The sequence below is a fragment of the Microcystis sp. Msp_OC_L_20101000_S702 genome (assembly GCF_007095705.1).
GTDB classification, from domain to species: Bacteria; Cyanobacteriota; Cyanobacteriia; order Cyanobacteriales; family Microcystaceae; genus Microcystis; species Microcystis ichthyoblabe_A.
In genome coordinates, this window is record NZ_SFBO01000010.1 from 23537 (window position 1) to 41312 (window position 17776).

Annotated in this window: 12 protein-coding genes and 1 pseudogene; 8 read left to right on the forward strand and 5 right to left on the reverse strand. The window is 43.5% G+C overall.

All coding sequences use genetic code 11. The features are described from left to right. Window positions 1-125 precede the first annotated feature (125 nt). Together EWV60_RS00870 and EWV60_RS00875 are read left to right on the forward strand one after the other, a co-directional pair. The gene (locus tag EWV60_RS00870; RefSeq protein ID WP_069473898.1) at window positions 126-1301 is read left to right on the forward strand and encodes a hybrid sensor histidine kinase/response regulator; all 1176 of its coding nucleotides are present in this window, start codon (window positions 126-128) and stop codon (window positions 1299-1301) included. Between the two features lie 382 nt (window positions 1302-1683). Next, window positions 1684-2493, forward strand: a complete 810-nt coding sequence (locus EWV60_RS00875; protein ID WP_103111086.1) for an SDR family NAD(P)-dependent oxidoreductase — start codon at window positions 1684-1686, stop codon at window positions 2491-2493. Window positions 2494-2554: 61 nt separating this feature from the next. Here EWV60_RS00875 and EWV60_RS00880 read toward each other — a convergent pair whose 3' ends face one another. Then, complete coding sequence (locus EWV60_RS00880) at window positions 2555-3421, reverse strand: 6-pyruvoyl trahydropterin synthase family protein (RefSeq protein WP_002777480.1); 867 nt, start codon at window positions 3419-3421, stop codon at window positions 2555-2557. 635 nt (window positions 3422-4056) lie between these two features. Here EWV60_RS00880 and EWV60_RS00885 point away from each other — a divergent pair. Continuing rightward, a complete protein-coding gene (locus EWV60_RS00885; protein WP_002794508.1) occupies window positions 4057-4899 on the forward strand; it encodes a hypothetical protein in 843 nt (280 codons plus the stop codon). A gap of 224 nt (window positions 4900-5123) precedes the next feature. Here the strand turns inward: EWV60_RS00885 and EWV60_RS00890 are convergent, their stop codons facing one another. Next, entirely contained in the window at window positions 5124-6548 is a 1425-nt protein-coding gene (locus EWV60_RS00890) for an ammonium transporter (RefSeq protein WP_287230296.1), read from the reverse strand. A 176-nt stretch (window positions 6549-6724) separates the two neighbouring features. Then, complete coding sequence (locus EWV60_RS00895; RefSeq protein ID WP_287230299.1) at window positions 6725-8161, reverse strand: ammonium transporter; 1437 nt, start codon at window positions 8159-8161, stop codon at window positions 6725-6727. Between the two features lie 400 nt (window positions 8162-8561). On the opposite strand from EWV60_RS00895, the gene ribD reads away from it, so the two are divergent. The 4 genes from ribD (at window position 8562) to EWV60_RS00915 (ending at window position 14318) form a co-directional block, all read left to right on the forward strand. After that, complete coding sequence (gene ribD / locus EWV60_RS00900) at window positions 8562-9659, forward strand: bifunctional diaminohydroxyphosphoribosylaminopyrimidine deaminase/5-amino-6-(5-phosphoribosylamino)uracil reductase RibD (RefSeq protein ID WP_287230300.1); 1098 nt, start codon at window positions 8562-8564, stop codon at window positions 9657-9659. 238 nt (window positions 9660-9897) lie between these two features. Continuing rightward, entirely contained in the window at window positions 9898-11871 is a 1974-nt protein-coding gene (gene htpG, locus EWV60_RS00905) for a molecular chaperone HtpG (protein WP_287230310.1), read from the forward strand. Window positions 11872-12209: 338 nt separating this feature from the next. Further along, entirely contained in the window at window positions 12210-13712 is a 1503-nt protein-coding gene (locus EWV60_RS00910; protein ID WP_287230302.1) for a DEAD/DEAH box helicase, read from the forward strand. 255 nt (window positions 13713-13967) lie between these two features. After that, window positions 13968-14318, forward strand: coding sequence for a 4a-hydroxytetrahydrobiopterin dehydratase (locus EWV60_RS00915; RefSeq protein ID WP_002777452.1), 351 nt, complete (start codon window positions 13968-13970; stop codon window positions 14316-14318). On the opposite strand, the gene EWV60_RS00920 is transcribed toward EWV60_RS00915, so the two are convergent. Both EWV60_RS00920 and EWV60_RS00925 read right to left on the reverse strand, forming a co-directional pair. Next, complete coding sequence (locus EWV60_RS00920; protein WP_287230305.1) at window positions 14315-15193, reverse strand: NAD(P)-dependent oxidoreductase; 879 nt, start codon at window positions 15191-15193, stop codon at window positions 14315-14317. The two genes, EWV60_RS00915 and EWV60_RS00920, sit on opposite strands and share 4 nt — an antisense overlap. A gap of 117 nt (window positions 15194-15310) precedes the next feature. After that, entirely contained in the window at window positions 15311-17131 is a 1821-nt protein-coding gene (locus EWV60_RS00925) for a BRCT domain-containing protein (RefSeq protein WP_287230306.1), read from the reverse strand. A 448-nt stretch (window positions 17132-17579) separates the two neighbouring features. Here EWV60_RS00925 and EWV60_RS00930 point away from each other — a divergent pair. Further along, window positions 17580-17776 (forward strand): annotated as a pseudogene (locus EWV60_RS00930) (DUF3782 domain-containing protein); the annotation flags it as partial.

Here is a 17776-nt window from a genome sequence, read left to right on the forward strand (position 1 = left end):
GTCGTCAGGAGGCAGGAGGCAGGAGGCAGCTTTATTCTCCCCACACCCTACACCCTACACCCTATACCCCACACCCCACACCCCACTTCCTAACTTCCCAAATCTCTTTAACTCTTGATTAAACAATGGGACTCTCGCAGGATATAAAAGTTCTTTTAATCGAGGATAATTTAGCCGAAGCTCGATTATTAAAGGAAATTCTTAAGGGTAATGAAAAAAAAGAATTTCATCTGGTTAATGTGTCAAGATTATCGGAGGCAATTTCTCTTTTAAAACAAACAAATTTTGATGTAATTTTATTAGATCTAACTTTACCAGATAGTCAGGATTTGGAATCCTTAGCTCCCCTTTTAATTACGGCTCCGAAATTACCAATCGTGGTTTTAACTAATACTAATGATGATAATTTAGCTTTGGCAGCACTACGTCAGGGAGCGCAGGATTATTTAATTAAAAGAGAAGTAAGTTTAGAAATTTTAACTCGATCGCTATGTTATGCGATCGAGCGAAAACAGATGGAGGAAGCTTTACGAGAATCGAACGAAGCTTTAAAAATGAGCGTGATTGAACGCACTAATCAACTGGAAAAAGCTCAGGAATTAAATCAGTTAAAAACTGAATTTGTTTCCATGTTATCTCACGATTTTCGCAATCCTTTAAATAAAATTTTACTCTCGGCTGGATTATTAGAAGAAAGTCGCGATCGGTTGACAAAAGATCAGCAAGTTAGCTATTTTCGCATGATTCGATCGGCCATTAAAGACATGGATCAATTGCTCACAGAAGTGTTATTAATTGGTAGGGCCGATTCCGGGAGATTATACTGTCAATTTGATCCGGTGGATTTGCTCGATTATTGTCAGAAATTGGTAGAATCTTTTATGGTTAAGCCAGAAAAACAATCGGCAATTATTTTCCAAATTGAGGGCAGCTTAGAAAGAGGACTTTGGGATGTTAATTTAATTAAACATATCTTGACAAATTTACTGGGAAATGCTATCAAATATTCACCACAGGGAAACCCCGTAGAATTTAAGATTATTGTCGAATCCGAGCAGGTAGTCTTTAAAATTATCGATCGAGGCATTGGTATTCCCAGCAAAAATCAAGAAAATTTATTTAAACCTTTTTATCGCGGTAGCAATGTCGATAATATTCAAGGAACGGGATTAGGATTAGCCATTGTCGGACGCTGTGTGGAAGCGCACAAAGGACAAATTTACATAGAAAGTGAGGAAGGAAAAGGCACAAAGATCACGGTGATTCTACCGATTATTACCGACATTGAACACCTAAATTGAGATCAACAATAGGGTGGAACCACAATTTTTTTTTCTGCTGCCCCTCTCCCCTAGGGTTGATTCATAGTAGGGTTGATTCATGAATCAACCCTACCTCTCCCCTCTCCCTGCTCCCCTTCCATAGGATTGAGGATCACCCTGAGCGTTCATCCGATCGAGTGATTTTGCGGAAAAGTGTTAAAAAAGATTGCTGTTTGTAAAGACAACTGTTACCGTGGGTTCAAGAGTGCGCTTTGAAGGAGGAAAAATCCCATGCACCCTAACCTATCCATCTATCCCCCGATTGCTTCGCTACTTATGTAGGGCATAGATGCACAAATCAAAGATTTCAGAAGCAAAACCAATAAATTTCTGTACTGTTGCTTAAAACAGGAGTTTGATCATGAAATTACAGGGAAAAACAGCCCTAGTCACGGGGGCATCCCGGGGCATTGGACGAGCGATCGCCTTAGAATTAGCCCGACAAGGTTTAAGCAGAATTGTGATTCTTGCCAGAGATCAAGAGCGATTAGACAAACTAGCCAAAGAAATTGAGTCTCTAGGGGTCATTGCCACACCTTTAGCCCTAGATTTAACCGAAAATGACCTTGTTAGTCCTTCAATTATCCGCGTTTGGCAAGAATGTCGTGGCATTGATATCCTCGTTAACTGTGCCGGTATTGCCCATCAAACCCCCTTTCTGCGATCGCAATTTTCGCAAGTGCAAGCAGAAATATCTTTAAATCTGATGGCCATGTACACGGTCACTCGCTTAATTGCCCGCCGGATGGCAATTCGGGGACAGGGAACCATCGTCAATGTTTCCAGCATGATGGGTAAAATTGCCGCTCCTAGCTTCGCTACCTACTCAGCCACCAAATTTGCCATTTTGGGTTTTAGTCAGGCTCTCAGGTCGGAATTACGGGAACACAACATCAAAGTTGTCACCCTCTTACCCTCTTTAACCGATACGGATATGGTGCGAGAATTGCAGTTATTTCGATGGTTAAAGCCGATGAGCGCCGAAGAAGTCGCCCAAACCCTAATTACCGGGTTAAATAGGGAAAAAACGGAAATTGTCGTCGGTTGGCAAAGTCATCTAGCTCTTTGGTGTCAAAAATTGGCCCCGAAACTGCTGGAGAAAATTGTCGATTTAGCCTCTCCCTTGCGCCAAAGCAAAGGAAAGCGAGGATGGCGAGAAGTGTTTAACTAGGGTTTAATTAAATCCATCAGGGTGAGCCATGCTCACCCTAATCACCTTAACCAACAGGCAATTAAACGGCTGTCAGGGTTTTTTCTAGAAGTTGTCGGGGAGCTTGAACCGAACCACGGCAGTGGATTTCGGCAGAATTATTGGGACTTTCAATTAGTTTAACTTTATCTAATTCGGCTCCTAATTGGCGGATTGGTTCCTCTAATAGTTGAGCGATATGTAGGGCAATATTTTCCGCGGTGGGAACCACTTCGGCAAAGTAGGGAATATCCTTATTTAAAAAAGTATGATCGAAGGGTTCTACTACCAATTCATCGATCGCTTTTTGTAAATCCCCTAGATCCACAATCATACCGGTGCGGGGATCGATTTCTCCCGCCACGGATACTTCTAGGTGATAATTATGACCATGACCGTTTACCCTGGCGCATTTGCCGTAGATTTCCGAGTTTTGTTCGAGGGTTAATTGCGGTAAAGCCAAACGATGGGCGGCGCTAAAATGGGTTTTGATAGTTAAAGTTGCTTCCATATCTTTTCCTTGATATTCTGCCCACAATTCGGGGTGTTCAAATAGTTGAATTTTGACCAATGGTAAATAGGGTGCTAATCTTTGCCAGATAACTCTAGCGATATTTTCTGTGGTGGGTAGGGTTTGCTGAAATTCCGGCCAGACTTGATTGAGATAGGAGTAGTCTAATTGACTGGTTATCTCTCGTTTAATTACCTGTTTCACGGTGGAGAGATTTTCCACCATGCCATAAAGATTGAGTTCTTTGTATAGGGAGACGTATAATTCGTAATTGTGACCATGACCGGGAAAACGGCTACCAAGACCAAAAAGTCTTTGATTTTCGGCTTCGTCCCATTCTGGTAGATAATAGCGATGGCTGGCTGAAAACCGCGCTCGACGATTGATGATGCAATCCATAAATGTGGGCGATCGATGACTTTGTAAAGTTACGTTAAGAGTAACCCTTTCTAGCATAAACCAGTTTTGTCCCCTCCGGTTTGCGGACCTGGGAAAGTTATCCCTCAATTCTGGTATGGTGCGATCGCTGTGAGTCTATATTGAGATTTTGCTATTTTTAAATATTCCGCTAGTTTCTGTTGAATTTTTTTCTTTTTTCTGGGTCTTGTGACCATTCTAAACTGGATTTTACCCCAATATAAACCTATTTCTTTTTTTAAATGTTTGTGACTTGATAACTACTTAAGTAGATAGGTATTAAAAACTTTCAGATCCCCCCGCCTATCGGCACCCCCCTTATCAAGGGGGGCAGGGGGGATCGAACCTAAAATCCATTTTTAATTTAATTATAACCAGCTACTTAACTCGATTCGTTATTCTTGATTATTGTCAGTAATAATCGCTAAAATTGCCAGTTGATGGAGAGAATAAACGGCCTTCTTGAGTGCCGCTCTCTGTTTTTTCAAGACTAGGATACCAAAAGTATTGACAAATAGACAGCTTTGCTGTAAATTTGCTGGTGATAATCCTATAATTAGTCGCTCCGTAAGGATAACAGCTAAAACTAAAAAACTATTCAGGATTAAGAATCATTTATGAAAGCGATCGTTTTGACCTGCGATAAGTACATTAAATTTGCTGATCACATGATTTATACTTATCAAAAATTGTGGCCAAGTAATCCTTTTACTTTTCGTGTTCCCTACGACAATTATCCTGAGAACTTAGCAAAATATGGCGATAAAGTGGAGTTAATTCCGATGGACTGTTCCAAGATCAGGGATACGGTTTTAAATCTCTTAAAAGACTTGCCTGATGAAGAATGGATTTATTGGTGCATGGATGATCGTTACCTGATCCGAATTCAAGAAGAGGCAGCTAATGATATCTACAATTTTGTTATCAATAACACCGAGTCCGATCTCTTAACAGTTCTCTGCCTGCGCCACCTTAAAGGTGGTTACTTTAAAAGCGACAAATTTATTCAAGAAGGAGTCAAGATTCTCACCCCTAAAAAGCAAGTCGTTTTACGAGAAACGGTATTTTCTCAAGCAGATACTCTCCCGGATCTCTGGTCTCATCAATTCATAAAAGTAAAAGCTTTGAGAAGAGTTTTTGAAAGTTTTCCTGATCGACCATTTGTTGCTAAGGAAATGGATAGTTTCAGAATTACAAAGTTAGTGGGAGAAAGACAATTAATTGTGGACAAGAATATAGCCGTGTATGGGGAAAGCACCAGTCGCGGTGAAATCACAGAAAATTGCGCCGCTAGTTTTAAACGCTGGGGAATGGAGTTACCGACGAATATGAACATCTCTAAGAAATATCATGTAGTAGGAGAACTTCCCTATCAATGGCTAGGATTAAAAATAACCCCTCCTCCCAGAGTCAAACAGTTTTTAACCGATGTTACTCGCTGGTATTGGCGCAATGTGTGAGGGGTTGAAACCTCATCTCACTAAATCCGTTGAGTATAGGCTACATATCAGGAAAGGCAAGAGGCAAGAGGCAAGAGGCAAAAGGGGGAATAAATAATCAGTTTTTAATAACCAGATTTAGTATCATCTAGAAGCAGACCCGTTCTTTTTTTTTGATTGTTCAGCCAAGTTCCACAGAGACGAAATTTCGCCTCTGTTAGCCGGACTGATAGCCGATTGAATCGCTAATAATTTTCTCGAGGATTTGTGCTAGGAGGATTTTCTTGGTAGGAAAAGCTGCTACCAAACTCGAATTCCTGTCCGTAGGCTTCCTCTCCGTGTTGAGGCACATCCAAACCTTCTGCTTCCGTATTCGGTTTAACCCGCAAATCCATGAATAAACTGAGAACTTTCAGGATGACAAAAGTACCCACGGCAGCAAAGATATAAGTAGCGGCAACGCCAACAAATTGCGTCCAAACTAAGCCGGGGTTGCCAAATAGTAAACCGTCATTACCGAAGGAATTAACCGATTTAGTCGCAAAAACCCCCGTAAGGATTGCCCCTATTGTCCCACCCACACCATGGACGGGATAGGTATCCAAAGAGTCATCAAAGCGCAATTTTGCTCGGAGACTAACCGCAAAAAAACAACTAAGGGCAGTGATCGAACCAATCAGAATCGCCCCAATCGGCAGCACATAGCCGGCAGCGGGAGTTATACCCACTAATCCCCCCAAAAATCCACTAGCAATACCGATCGCCGTCGGTTTACCGCGTAAAATCCATTCTATCAGCATCCATGTCAAACCCCCAGCCGAAGCGGCGATACTGGTATTAACAAAAGCTGTCGTGGCTAGGGAACTAGAGGAAAGTGCGCTACCCCCATTAAAACCAAACCAACCAAACCAGAGTAAACCGATACCGAGGAGAACAAACGGCACATTATGGGGTGCATAGGTTTGAGTTCCAAAACTACGCCGCGGACCGATTACCCAAGCGGCCACCAGTGCGGAAATCCCGGAACTAACGTGAACAACGGTTCCACCGGCGAAATCCAGCGCCCCAGTGGCTGCCAACCAACCCTTACCCCAAACCCAGTGAGCTAGGGGAGAATAGATCAAGGTAGACCAAAGCAGTAAAAACCAAAAATAGGCCTTAAAGTTGACCCGTTCCACGATCGCCCCTGAAATTAAAGCCGGGGTGATGATCGCAAACATCATCTGATAGACCATAAACACTTGATGGGGAACGGTGGGTGCATAACCGATATTGTCAGGTGCGGCGGCGGTGACTCCGTTGAGAAAAATCCAATCCAGACCACCGATAAAAGCTTCAATCCCTTCACCAAAGTCACTTTTACCCGGGGTGACATCGAAAGCGAGACTATAACCCCAAAACACCCAAGTTACACCGATGACGCCCATGGCTACCAAACTCATCATCATGGTGTTGAGGACGTTACGCGAACGTACTAAACCCCCATAAAAAAAAGCCAGTCCGGGGGTCATTAATAAAACTAAAGCCGACGAGATCAGCATCCAAGCTGTATCTCCAGCACTAATCGGATTGGGGGGAGCGGCGGCGACGGTTTCCGCAAAAACCGGGGCAACTCCGAAATTGAATCCCAGTCCCAGCAAAAGCATGGTTATTCCTACGATCTTTTTCATTGACGGTTGGTGCCTAGTAGCAAGATTAATTTTTTCTGTCTGGAAAGAGACAAAAAACCGAAAGAGAAAAGGTTTAGAAGCTAATTATAGCCACTGATCGCATCGGGGCGAGGCCTTCTTCCTTTTCTCTTTAACTTTGTCGGGGATCTAATTAATCTATCTTTACAAGGTTCACCCTAACGACTGCTGGGCGTTTCCATGTCAACACTGGAAGCATAATAGCCACCAGTAACGATATCGGACTCCTTGACGAAACCGCTATAGGCTTCCATTCCGTGTTCACCCACATCCAAACCTTCCATTTCTTCTTCGGGAGTAACACGAATACCGAGGGTAGCCTTAAGGATTGTCCAAACAATACCACTGACAATCACGGTAAATGCCCCTACTGCCACAATTCCGATAATTTGGTTAATAAACAGTTGGAATTGACCGGTGATTAAACCCGCATCTTTGTTGAAGATACCGACGGCTAAAGTTCCAAACATACCACAGACGAGGTGAACGGAAGTCGCACCCACCGGGTCATCAATTTTCAGGTTATCGAAGAAAGACACCGAGTAAACCACGACTACACCGGCAATTAAACCGATGATTGCCGCCGACCAATAGGATACACCATCACAACCGGCAGTAACGGCTACTAAACCGGCGAGAATACCGTTAATAATCATCGAAAGGTCGGGTTTACCATCTTTCGCCCAAGCGGTAAAGGTAGCGGCAATGCCACCTGCAGCCCCGGCGAGGTTAGTGGTGACAGCGATATAGGGTACAGTTTCATTAACCGCTAAAGTAGAGCCGGGGTTAAAACCGAACCAGCCAATCCAGAGAATTAAACAACCCAAGGTCGCGATACTCATGTTATGGCCGGGTAAGGCACTGGTGCGACCGTTGATGTATTTACCCATTCTCGGGCCGAGAATTGCCGCCCCGGTTAAAGCAGACCAACCACCCACCGAGTGAACCACCGTCGAACCAGCGAAGTCTTTAAAACCAAGGTCAGCTAACCAACCGCCACCCCAAACCCAGTGACCGGTGATCGGGTACATGATACCGACGATAATTAAGCTAAAAACGAGGAAATCGACGAATTTAATCCGTTCTGCCACCGCCCCAGATACAATGGTTGCCGCCGTTCCCGCGAAAGCTACTTGGAACAGGAAGAACACCGAGGTGGGCAAAGAGGCAGGCATAACGTAGGTGGCGGGATCGCTACTGCTAAGGAACCAGCCTCCTGTACCGAAAAATTCGTTACTGAGAGACCCAAACATCAGGGAGAAACCGATCGCCCAAAATGATATGGTGGAGAGGGCGAAAACGATCAGGTTTTTGGCCAGAACGTTAACGGCGTTTTTCTGACGACAGAATCCCGTTTCTAGCATCGCAAAACCCGCATTCATAAAGATCACGAGGATAGCGGCAATCAAAACCCAGATTGTATTAAGGGCGTTTTGGACATCTTCGGGGGTTAGGGGTTTCGCATCTTGGGCCTGTACGGCTGTGTTCCAAACCACAAAAATAATCGCAGACAAGGGAACACAGGCTAACCAGACAGGGTTAATTTTCGGTAATAAACCGACAAGTTCCCCAGATTTTCGAGCAATTCGTTTCATCGTTAATTCGTTTACTTTGTTGAGTTAGTAGGTCGATTCATTACTTTTGAAAATAATTACCGAGCAATTATGTCCGTTCAACCGCTAAATCCTAGGAACAGAGGTCAATCATTTCAGAAGACCAAACAGCTAGGGATTTATCTTGATGTGTGAGTAGTCAACGTTTTTCGATCTTTGTTTTTTTTTATTTGAGATTTCTGTATCCTCTGATACGTTTCACTTTAAAATAACAATAGTAGAGAAGTTATCAGTTATCAGATGTGAGTTTTCCGTTCACTGATTACTGTTTACTGGACGGCTACGCCGTGCCTTTGGCAACACTGAAAAAAGCTTCCCACTGATCACTGATTACTGTTTACTGATCACTGATAAAGTCTCCCCTCCTTTGGAGAAATCAACCATGGCCCAGGCAACGGAATTCGATCGCAAAATGATGCAAAGATGTCTAACCCTTGCTAGGCAAGCCTTGGGGCGAACTTCTCCTAATCCTTTGGTGGGTTCTGTGATTGTTCAAGAGGGGACAATTATCGGCGAAGGTTTTCACCCAGAGGCCGGACAACCCCATGCAGAAGTTTTCGCCCTGAGACAGGCAGCAGAAAAAGCTCGTGGTGCCACTTTATACGTCAATCTTGAACCCTGTAACCACTATGGACGGACTCCCCCCTGTAGCGAGGCAATTGTGCAAGCAGGTATTAAAAAAGTGGTGGTGGGGATGATCGATCCTAATCCCCTGGTGGCGGGGAAAGGCATTCAAAGACTAGCATCGGCAGGCATCGAGACGCTGGTGGGAGTGGAGGAGTCCGAATGTCGTCAACTCAATCAGGGTTTTATCCATCGCATCACCGCTAAAAAACCCTTCGGTATTCTCAAATATGCCATGACTCTCGATGGCAAAATTGCCGCTACTACCGGTCATAGCACTTGGATTACTAGCCCCGCTTCTCGCCAAATAGTCCATCGACTGCGATCGGCTTGTGATGCGATTATCGTCGGCGGTAGCACTGTCCGTCAAGATAATCCCCACCTCACCACTCACGGCCTCTCTGATCATAATCCCCTGCGCGTGGTCATGACTCGATCGCTCGATTTACCTCCCTCGGCCCATCTTTGGGATACCAGTCAATTTCCCACGCTTGTCTATACACAAATTGATTCTAATGTCAAGCTTCAGCAACAATTATTAACAAAAGGCGTGGAAGTGATCGAACTCACCGAGGTGACACCCACTTTAGTGATGGAAAATCTCTATCAGAGAGGATTTTGTCAGGTTTTGTGGGAGTGCGGCGGCGGTTTAAGTGCGGCAGCGATCGCTGAGGGCATGGTACAAAAAATTATCGCTTTTATCGCGCCCAAAATCATCGGGGGAATCAAGGCACCTACTGCTGTGGGTGATTTAGGTTTCCAGTTAATGAGCGAAGCTTTACAGTTAGAAAATGTCACGGTTAATTATCTCAATCCCGATATTTTGATTGAGGGATATCTGCAAAGTGACCAGTAGAGCTACTGCAATTCCCCCTCAATCGGCAAATCTCAACCAACCGCTTGTAAAAGTCAAAAAGTCATCAATAACCGCGATTTTTGCGTTCGAGTTCTAGAAATCGCCCCGCTGCCGTTAAATCCCTTTATCGGTACGGTTATCACCCTAGAGGAAGTTGGGCAATCGCTCTGTGATCAATGCTGCCATCATCGAGCAAAATAAAAAAGTTAGAATAGTCAAGCCCTTAGTAATTGAACGTATGACGGTACTCGAAAAAGGTAATATCACGATTCATACCGAGAATATCTTCCCTATTATCAAAAAATCCCTCTACACTGACCATGAAATTTTTCTGCGGGAATTGATATCTAATAGTGTTGATGCCATCTCGAAATTAAAAATGGCTTCCTTAGCAGGAGAAGCGAGAGGAGAAGTCCCCGAACCAGAAATTAATCTCGCCATCGATAAAGAAAATCGTACCCTATCAATTACCGATAATGGAATCGGGATGACGGGGGAAGAAATCAAGAAATATATTAACCAAGTTGCCTTTTCCAGTGCGGAAGAATTTATCAATAAATACCAAAAATCAGCCAACGATTTAATCGGTCATTTTGGACTAGGTTTTTATTCGGCTTTTATGGTGGCTAAAAAGGTAGAGATTGATACTCTTTCCTATCAGGAAGGTGCTACCCCTGTCCATTGGTGCTGTGATGGTTCTCCAGAGTTTGAACTAACCGATTCTTCCCGCAGCCAAATCGGCACCACTATCACCCTAACTTTAATGGATGAGGAAGGGGAATATTTAGAAGCTGCCCGCATTCGCCAGTTAGTCAAAACCTACTCGGATTTTATGCCCGTTCCCATTAAAATTGATGGGGAAGTGATTAATCAACAACGAGCTTTATGGAAAGAATCTCCTCAAAATCTGACGAAAGAAGACTACCTAGAATTCTATCGTTATCTCTATCCTTTCCAAGAAGAACCTTTACTCTGGGTACATCTGAATACCGATTATCCTTTCTTGCTCAATGGCATTCTTTATTTTCCCAAACTCAGACCAGATGTAGATGTCTCAAAAGGACAGTTAAAGTTATTCTGTAATCAGGTTTTTGTCAGCGATCATTGCGAGGAAATTATTCCCGATTTCCTGATGCCCTTGCGAGGAGTTATCGATAGTCCAGATATTCCTTTAAATGTGTCTCGAAGTGCTTTAACCAAAGATCGTACCGTTCGCCGTATTGCCGATTTTATTGCCAAAAAAATTGCTGATCGCCTCAAATCTCTCTACAACGAAGACGCAAAAGAATATATTCGTTGTTGGGAAGATGTGGGAACCTTTATTAAATTTGGTTCCTTGAAAGAGGATAAATTTAAACAGCAGGTAGAAGATATTTTAATCTATCGCACTACCTACAAACCCCCAGAAACCACAGTACAAGTGGAAGTGCAAACCGCCGAAGGTGACGCATGGCAAGAAGCAACGGCGAAAACTCCCCTAGAAGCGATCGAACAGGAAGGTTATACTACTCTCAAAGCCTACCTAGAACGCCATAAAGAACGCCACGAAAATCGAGTTTTTTACTGTACCGATCCTCGTAGCCAATCCACCTACGTTGAACTCTACAAAAATCAAGGGTTAGAGATACTCTTCTTTGATTCTTTCATCGATACTAATTACTTTATTCCTTTCCTAGAAAGAGAATACTCCGATGTGAAATTCACCCGGGTTGATTCTGAATTAGACTCGACGCTGCTCGAACAGGATCAAGCTAGTGAAATTATCGATCCCGGTAGTAATAAAACCCGGGCTGAATTGATCAAAGAAATCTTCGCCAAAGCTCTCGATAATTCCCGCATCAATATCAAAACTGAAGCCTTGAAATCCGATGATCCCCAAGGTACTCCCCCGGCAATTGTCTTACTTCCAGAAGCGATGCGACGCTTACAGGAAATGACGGCAATGATGCAACAAAAATCCATGGCTTTCCCCGAAGAACATATTCTGATGATTAATACTAATCATCCCCTAATTCAACAGATTGTCCAGATTAGTCAGGGAAGTATTGTTACCGGTAGTGGCGAATCTCCATCGGCGCAATTAGCAAAAATGCTCTGTCAGCACGTTTATGATTTAGCTTTAATCGCTCAAAAAGGATTTGATGCTGAGGGAATGCAAGCTTTTGTGGAACGTTCCAATCGCGTTCTGACTAAGCTAACCGAAAAGATTTAATCTATTGCCAAACTTTGGCTGTTTCGATATGCTGAGAGTGTGTTAATTCACACTCTATTTTTTTAACCCGATCAATATAATCTAGCGATAAGCTATCTTGCCGCCGTCAGCCTTGAATCAGTTATCAGTTATCAGTTATCAGTTATCAGATGTAAGTTTTCAGTTCACTTATACTGTTTACTGTTTACTGTTTACTGTTTACTGATAAGTAGGGAGGCACAATTATTTGTAGGATGGGTTAGCGGTAGCGTAACATGAGCGGGCGTTGGGTTTCATGCTTCAATCCAACCTACGTTCTGTTTACTGATAACTGTTTACTGATAACTGATAACTGAAAAATGCGCTTACCCACCCTCAAATATGAGCGAGGAACCTTAATTCTCCATCCACCACCAAAAGGAAAAAAATGGCTAGATTTTGCCACTTGGGATGATCGTATCGAAAGATTTCGCATTTTGGCCATTCATTATCGTCCTCTCGTGGAAACTCTACAGGAGGAGGGCATTAACTTCCAAGATGAAGCAAAAGCTTTCAACAATTTAGAATTAATTGCCAGTTTTGAACGGGAACCCTACCCCCACCAAACGGAAGCGTTAATCGCTTGGAAAAAATCCCAGAGAAGGGGTGTTATCGTCCTTCCCACCGCTGCCGGTAAAACCTATCTTGCCCAATTAGCTCTACAATCGACTCCCCGCAGCACCTTAATTATCGTGCCGACTATTGATTTAATGCACCAGTGGTATGCCCAGATGTTGGCGGCTTTTCCCGATGCCGAGGTGGGATTATTAGGGGGAGGTTCTAAGGATAATAGTGCTATTTTAATCGCCACCTATCAAAGTGCGGCAATTTATTCAGAAACTCTTGGCAATCGTTACGCTTTTTTGATTTTTGATGAATGTCATCATTTACCATCGGATTTCTTTCGGAAAATAGCGGAAGATTCGATCGCACCCTATCGTTTAGGCTTAACAGCAACACCAGATCGCGGTGATGGTAGTCATCAGGATTTAGATTATCTTATTGGTACAATTGTTTATCAAAAAAGTCCCCAAGACTTGTCAGGAAAAGCCCTAGCGGATCATGAAATAATTCAAATTAAAGTGAAACTATCTGCCAAAGAACAGGAAAAATATCAAGAAGCGATTAAAATTCGCAATGATTTTTTAAGAAAAAATAATCTCAGTTTGTCTGGTTTAGATGGTTGGCAAAATTTTGTCATGATTAGTGCCAGAAGTAGCGAAGGGCGCCGGGCGATGTTAGCCCACCGGGAGTCGAAGGAAATATCCTCCGGAACCCAGGGAAAATTGCGGGTTTTAGCCGAATTAATCTGTGAACACCATCCGGAACCAATTTTAATTTTTACCAACGATAATGCCACAGTTTACCGCATTTCCGAGAGCTTTTTAATACCTGCCATAACCCATCAAACTCCCGTGAAAGAACGCCATGAAATCCTGACCCGTTTTCGTCAGGGAGAATACAAAATTCTGGTGACTTCCCATGTTCTCAATGAAGGGGTTGATGTGCCAGAAGCACGCATCGCGATTATTTTATCGGGAACTGGTTCCACTAGGGAATATATTCAGCGTTTAGGACGGGTTTTAAGAAAAGGACAACAAGAGGATAAACGGGCGATTTTGTATGAAGTGATAGCCGAAAATACCACGGAGGAAAAAACCTCCCAACGACGACGGGGAGAGCATAAAAATAAAACTAGCTATAAAACCGGTAATCGACAATTGGAATTATTGCCTTCTCCTTCAAAAAAATCTTTTTCTTTCCCGAAAGCTGCCGAATCTTCTACCCCTTGGGTAAGTTCTCCAGAGTCAGAGGAAGAATAGAAAATTTCTCTGGGGGATTTTCCTCTATAATAAAGGTAAGTAGGTAGGTGTTAAAAGTTGTCAGATACCCCCCTTATCAAGGGGGGCGGGGGGGATCCCCCCGCCTATCGGCACCCCCCTTATCAAGGGGGGCAGGGGGGATCCCTCCGCCTATCGGCACCCCCCTTATCAAAGGGGGGCAGGGGGGATCAGAGGCAAAATCTATCTTCAATTTAATTATAACTACTTACTTAAAAAATCTGGATTGATACCCCTATGACCGAACTTGCTCAACAAAAATGTCAACCTTATCAATCGGGTTCTTCTCCTATCACTGCCGAGGAAATTACCGCTTTACAGGCTAAAATTCCCGATTGGAATCTCTTAGAATACGAGGGTATTCCCCGTCTGCAAAAACTCTATAAATTTGACAATTTTCAAGGGGCAATTGCCTTTACTAATGCCGTGGGAGAAGCGGCGGAAAAAGAAGGCCATCACCCAGCTTTATTGACAGAATGGGGTAAAGTTACCGTTTCTTGGTGGACCCATGACGTGGGGGGATTACATCAAAATGATTTCATCATGGCTGCCCGTACCGATGATATTTATCGCCAACAAAAGGCCTAATCGTAGGCGCGAATCATCGCTTGGGTTCCCTGTTTAATTCCCTTACCTTCGTCCAATTCCGCTACTACTTTAAATAAAGCTTCTGCTAAATCTGTCCCGGGCAGAATTTCCTCGGCTGTCTGGGCAGTTTCTTTGACTAATCGCAAATCTTTTAAGATATGTTCAATCATAAAAGCTGGCTGTAAATCTTGGGCGAGGATTTTTGGTCCCAAATTTTCCAACGCCCAAGAACCCGCCGCCCCCGTTTTACAGACTTCTATAACTAAATTGGGGTCTAATCCTTGAATTTTTGCCATTTTTAGAGCCTCACACAGCGCCACCATGTGAACCGCCCCCAAGACTTGATTACAGAGTTTTACCGCTTGTCCGTTGCCGATTTCGCCACACCAGCGAATAGTTTTGCCCATGGCTTGAAAACAGGGCAGACAAGTCTGAAAATCCGCTTCTTTCCCTCCCACCATAATAGTTAAAATGCCGTTTTTCGCCCCAATATCGCCCCCAGAGACGGGAGCATCGAGAAAACGGAGATTATTTTCCTCTAGCTTTTTACCAATCATCCTAGCGGCTTGAGAGCCAATGGTACTCATATCCACCACCAGAGTTCCCATTGCTGCCGATTCCATGACGCCCCCCGGTCCTAAAATTACTGCCTCCACGTCAGGCACATCCCCGACGCAGGTAAAGACAATCTCGGCATCCCTGACGGCGGCGGCAATATTAGAACAAATGTTCGCACCTGCTGCCCTGGCAATGATTATCCCCGGCGCCTCTGGGGTGCGATTCCAAGCATTGACAGCAAAACCCTGACGGACAAGATTAGCCGTCATCGGCGCTCCCATTACTCCTAATCCTAAAAAGGCAATTTTTTGACTCATAATTTTGGTAATTAAGGGAAAGGGAGGTGTGGGGTGTGGGGTGTATTTTCAGTGAACAGTAATCAGTAAACAGTGAACTGATTACTGATAACTGATTACTGATAACTGATTACTGATTTAGGATTCTACCATTTGCAGAAATTGGGCTTCTGAAAGGGTTTTAATGCCTAATTTTTGAGCCTTTTTGAGTTTCTCACCGGGAGCTTTACCGAGGAGAATATAATCAGTATTCGCACTGGGGGAACCGGTAACAGTACCACCGACATTAATAATCAATGATTTCGCTTTCTCGCGACTGATTTTGCTGAAAGTTCCTAGTATAACTAAGGTTTTTCCCCTGAGGGGATTTTCTGCGGATTCTTGACTCGTTTGCACTATCTTTGCTGCTGGTTGCACTTCTAAACTTGTGTCGGCAACCGGGATTTTTTCTGCTGCTACTACCGGAGTTTCCTTGGCAATCACCGGGGGGGTTTCTGGTTCTGCTACTACTGGAGTTTCACTAATAATTGCTTCTGGTTCATTAGTAATAATGGGAGCAGTTTGTCGAGAGAAATAGTCTCTTTCTTGCTGTAGGTTTTGAATTTTAACCTCTAAAGCGGCGATTTCTGCTTGCTTAGTTGCTAACTCGCCCTCAAACTTAATTTTTTCCTTTTCTAAAGCTTTAGCCGCCATTTTTTGGGCTTCTAAACCTTCAGTTAGTTGGCGATTTTGTTGGCTTAATTCCTCGATATGACGGGAAGTTGTGGCTTCTAATTGGTCTTTTTCGGCACTTAATTGATGTAGTTGAATCTCTAAATTAGAAATATTTTCCCGATAGGTTTCTAGCTGTTGCGGTAACTGGGTTAATTCCTGTAATTGCCCTTCTAAATTAGCAATTGTTGCCTGAGAATCAGCCAATTGTTGGGGTAACTGAGTTAACTCCTGTAATTGACCTTCTAAATCAGCAATTTTTTCGGCAGCAGTGGTTAATTCTGCCGATAATTCCTCTTTCTGGACTTCTAAAGCTTGTAACTCCAGTTTAGCTGCTTCGAGATGAGCGCCGAGACTGTCCTTTTCGGCGGTTATGGCGGTCACTTGAGCGACGGTTTCTTGCAGTTTTATAGTTAAATTGTCGCATTCTTGACCTAAAGAGAGCGATCGAGTTTGACTTACGGCTAAATCTTCGCTGAGAGACTTTTTTTGCTGCTCTAACCCAGTAATTTGACCCTGTAAGCTGGCTATTTCCTGCTGTCCTCGCTCATACTGTTCTGTTTGGTGAGCCAGATTCTGTTCTAAGGTTTGAATTTGACCTTGCAAGCTGGGAATTTGGGCGGCTAAATCGCTTAATTCTTGGTTTTTATGCTCTAAATCGGCCACTTTCGCCCTTAATTCCTCGGCTTTTTCTATATCTTGCTGTAAGAGAGCTTTATCCTGTTCTAGGGTCTGAATTTGACTATAGAGAGAGGTGGTCTGTTTTTTGGTCAAATCAAATTGACGGTTAATTTCGCCTTTTTGCTGCTCTAAAGTTTGAATTTGTGCTTCTAGGCTAGTAATTTGGGCTTTTTCTGCCTCTAACTGCTCCATCAAACCAGCTTTCTCCGCTTCTATGTCCTTAGCGGTGGTTTTCAGTTGTTCGATTTCACTCTCACCTATTTGCACAGCTTGCTGGAGGGACTGGAGAGAATTTTCTAAATCCGTAGCTTTGTGCTGTAATTGGGCGGAATGTTGTTCTATGTGAATGATTTTGGCGTGCAGCTGCTGATTTTCGTCTTTTAACTCTGATTGCGCCACGTCTAAACCCTTGACTTGAGCCAACAAATCTGAGTTACTTTGCTGTAATTGCGCTTGTGCGGCTAAAAGGGCGGTATTTTTGCTGACGAGACTAGAGCGCGACCAGAGGAATAGTCCTCCGAAAACAGCACTTAAACCTAATCCTTCATAAATTAATTCGTTGAGCATATCTACCCTCCTAGACAAGCGAAAAACAGTCACCTAACCGAACTGATGCGGCAATTTTGGTTATAGACCTACATCTCTACTTATATCAGTTACGGGGTGCATTCGGGGTAAGGGGGGGGAAAAAGTCACTTCTTTCATCCCGGTGTAAAAAGTGATTTAGCTATTTGCGTCATGCTAATTTGTACCTGATCCCATTCTTGGGTGATTTCCAGGTCAATTTCTTCCTGATGATCAAAATAGTAGCCCATGGCCGCATGAGCTTCGGTTGATAATTATCCATTGACCGCGATCGCCTTTTGACCTTTGACCCCTTCCCCTTGAACTGCGATCGCTGATTAGTTGATAGTCAATAATTGATTGAAAAAACACGGATGAGAAGCTAGGGACATTTCTTCTGGGCCAAGTCGCTAGAATGGGACTAGACTTCTCAACCTTGAAGAATCTTCCTATGTCAGACGCTGTAACGATCTCCGATATTTACAAGTTATTTGAAAGAACTGAGGCCCAATTTGCCGAGTTTCAAAAGGAAGCTGATCGCCGCAGTGCCGAAGCTGATCGCCGCAGAGAGGAAGCTAATCGCACGATGGAAGAATTAAAAAAACAGGTACAAGAAACGACCAAAGCCGTTAATAACCTCACAACGCG